Annotated in this window: 2 protein-coding genes and 1 pseudogene; all 3 read right to left on the bottom strand. The window is 69.2% G+C overall.

The window, feature by feature from the left end; genetic code table 11:
- Window positions 1-146: 146 nt before the first annotated feature.
- On the bottom strand, window positions 147-2,105 hold the full coding sequence (locus tag AC5RUJ_RS12700; RefSeq protein ID WP_494012430.1) for a polysaccharide biosynthesis protein: 1,959 nt from the start codon (window positions 2,103-2,105) through the stop codon (window positions 147-149).
- A gap of 11 nt (window positions 2,106-2,116) precedes the next feature.
- Window positions 2,117-2,776: pseudogene (locus tag AC5RUJ_RS12695) on the bottom strand (L-threonylcarbamoyladenylate synthase); the annotation flags it as partial.
- A gap of 18 nt (window positions 2,777-2,794) precedes the next feature.
- The coding region (gene prmC / locus AC5RUJ_RS12690; protein ID WP_494155950.1) for a peptide chain release factor N(5)-glutamine methyltransferase at window positions 2,795-3,556 on the bottom strand (762 nt) is incomplete at its 5' end.

Genomic DNA, 3,556 nt, shown 5'->3' with positions numbered 1-3,556 from the left:
GCCCACGCCGCGGACGACGACGCGGGTGTGCGAGGACCGCTCGTTCGGCACGTCGAGCACGCCCAGCCGCTTCAGCACCGGGATCAGCGCGAACGGCAGCAACAGGCTGAGCAGGAGGGCCGCGGCAACGGCCACCACGGCTGCGGTCACGACGCCCGCTCCCGCCCGTCGTCCTTGAGCCCGGCCTCGAGTTCGTCGTCGGCGGATGCTGCCGGCGGGACCACGTCGTCGGCGGCCACTGCCCCCGGGACCACGTCGTCGAGTTCGTCGTCAGCGGCCGCTGCCGCCGGGACCACGTTTATCGCCCCGGTCGAGGCCGAGATCAGGTCCTGCCGGCTCTTCCACTCGGCCAGGCTCATCAGGTTCGGGTCCAGGCCCTCGATGGAGGCGTGCGAGATTTTGGGGTGCAGGGGACGGGAATCGCTTTCGCCCTCCCCGATCAGGTCCTCGTGCAGCTTTTCGCCGGGGCGCAGGCCGGTGAAGACAATTTCCACGTCCTTGCCCGACATCGCGATCATCCGCTCGGCGACGTCCAGGATCTTCACCGGTTCGCCCATGTCGAGGATCAGCACTTCCCCGCCGCTGCCGATCGCGCCGGCCTGGATCACCAGCTGGCAGGCTTCCGGAATTGTCATGAAGAACCGGGTGGCCGCGGCGTCGGTGACCGTGACCGGACCGCCCTTGCGGATCTGCTCGCTGAACAGCGGCAGCACCGAGCCGCGGCTGCCCAGCACGTTGCCGAACCGGACGGAGACGTACTTCTGCCCGGTCTGCTGCGCCACCCAGGCCGTCAGCTTCTCCGCCACGCGCTTGGAATGGCCCAGCACGGTGGTGGGGTTGGCGGCCTTGTCGGTGGAGATGTTGACGAAGGTCGCCACGTGCGCGGCGCGGGCCGCGCGCAGCACGTTCAGCGAACCGAGCACGTTGGTCTTCCAGGCCTCCTCCGGGTACTGCTCCAGCAGCGACACGTGCTTGAGCGCCGCGGCGTGGAACACCACTTCCGGCTTCCGGTCGAGGAAGATGGCCTCGAGGGCGGCGGGGTCGCGGATGTCGGCCAGCACGGTGTCCCTGCCCGTGAGCAGGCCCTTGCCGGTGATCGAGATCTGCGTGCCCTGCAGCCCGGTCTCGTCGCGGTCCAGCATGATCAGCTCGGCCGGCTGGAAGGCGTGGATCTGGCGGCACAGTTCGGAACCGATGGACCCGCCGGCGCCCGTGACCAGCACGCGCTTGCCGGTGACGTAGTGGGCAATCTCTTCGACGTGGATATCCACCGGCTGCCGCCCGATGAGGTCCTCGATGTCCACCTCGCGGAAGGAAAAGTCCTGGCGGCCGGTGAGCATTTCCTTCAGCGGCGGCACCACCAGCACCCGCATGTTCCGGCCCGCGATGCTGTCGGAAATCTGCCGCATCCGCGCGGAGTCGATGTCCGCGATCGCCACCAGCAGCACGGTCGCCCCGGTGCGCTGCGCTATCTCCGGCAGGTCCTCCATCCGGCCCAGCACGGGGACTGAGGCGATGCGCAGGTGCTTTTTGGCCGGATCGTCGTCGATCAGCCCCACCGGCAGCCAGGGCGAGGCCGGGTCGTTGCTCATCCGGGTCACGATGTTGTTGCCGACGAAACCGGCGCCGTAGATCAGCGTCCGCTCCGCCTCGTCGCCCGGTTTGGCCTTGCTTTCCACGTACATCCGCTTCAGGTAGCGGACGGCGGCCATGAACAGGCAGGCGAACGGGAAGGCGATCAGGCCGGTGCCGCGCGCGATGCCCAGCGAGATGCCGAACAACAGCAGTCCGACGCTGAGGATCAACGACACCGAGATGGTCACCATGACCAGCAGCTTGGCCTCGTGGAAGCTGCCGAAACTGTAGCGGCCCTTATAGAGGGCGAACGCAGACCCGACGGCCATCTGGGCCGCGATGGCCACCGCGCAGAGCAGGATAATGCCGGGAATCTTGGTCAGGCTCAGCGTCATCTCGTAGCGCAGGAAGACGGCCAGCACGATGGCCAGGACCCAGGCCAGGGAGTCCAGCAGGATCTGCGACCAGAGCCACAGGGCCCGGTCGCTGCTGGCGGTCTTGCCGCGGGGAAGAGCGGAATCGTGGCTCATGCCTCTACGGTCTCCCCCAGGCCCAGGATGCCCGGCACGACGGTGCGCAGGGCCTCCAGGCTGATCGTGCCCTCGCGGACCACCCGCAGTGTGGCGGAGGTGCAGTCGACGATGGTGGAGGGAACCGCCGTCGTGCCGTCCACGGGCCGGAAGCCGTCTTCCAGGTAGACCTCCACCGACTCGGCCAACTGTTCCTTGGCCTGCGCGGCCGTCTGCGCCGACGGCTGCCCGGTGCGGTTCGCGGAGGACACGGCCAGCGGTCCGGTGGCCGCCAGCAGTTCCAGCGCCAGTTCGTCGTCGGGCATGCGCAGGGCGACGGTGCCCTTGGTCTCGCCCAGGTCCCAGGTCAGCGACGGCTGCGCGCGGAAAATCAGGGTCAGCCCGCCGGGCCAGAAGGTGTCGGCGAGGGCCCGGGCCTCGTCGCTCACGTCGGTGGCCAGCCCGTCCATGGTCTGCGGCCGCGGCACCAGCACCGGCGGGGGCATTTTGCGCCCGCGTCCTTTGGCGGCCAGCAGGGTGGCCACGGCCTGCGGCGAGAACGCGTCGGCGGCGATCCCGTAGACGGTATCGGTCGGCAGGACAACGCACTGCCGGTCGGCGATGGCGGCTTGGGCTGCCGCCAGTCCCTCGCTGCGGGCGGCGGCGTCGTCGCAGTTATACGTAGTGCTCACAGACTCATTGTTCCATTCTCATAACCGTCGGGCCGACGTGGCCCGCTCGCGCCCGGTCAGATCGTAACGGGTGGCTACCTGGTCCCAGCATCCGGCCGAGCGCAGGAGGGAGTGCACGGCAGCGGCCTGGACTTCGGCGTGCTCCATGATGAGATGGCCGCCCGGCTTCAGCAGCCGCGCGGCCGTCGCCGCCGTCGCCGCCGGCAGTTCCATGCCGTCCGCTCCCCCGCCGTAGAGCGCCATCTGCGGGTCGTGCTCGGCCACTTCGGGCTCGCGCGGGACCGCTTCGGCGGGGATGTACGGCGGATTGGAAACGACGACGTCGAACGTTCCGTCGTGCGCGGACAGCGCGGTGCGCAGGTCCTCCCGCAGGAGGGTGACGCCCAGCGGCGCCAGGTTCCGTTCGGCCCAGGCGTGGGCGAGGGCGCTCAGTTCCACCGCGTAGACGGTGGCCGTGGGAACTTCGCTGGCCACGGCGGCGGCGATCGCGCCGGAGCCGGTGCCCAGGTCCACCACTTTGGCCGCGGGCAGGGCGCGGGCGCGGTCGATTGCGTGCTGGGCAACGGTTTCGGTTTCCGGCCGCGGGACGAACACGCCCGGTCCCACCTGCAGTTCGAGATGCCGGAAATAGGCGCGGCCGGTGATGTGCTGCAGCGGGATGCGGGTGGCCCGCTCGGCCACCATTGGTGGCGGTGTTGTAGACGGTTGCAAGAACTTCATTCTGTTCGTCGGTGGCGTTGATTTCGTAGCAATGTAGGCCATTGCGCCGCCCGCGATAGA

It is taken from the genome of Arthrobacter sp. Y3223164, from assembly GCF_059091005.1.
The sequence above is the reverse complement of the archived record's forward strand: the minus strand, read 5'-3'. Positions and strand labels throughout refer to the sequence as shown.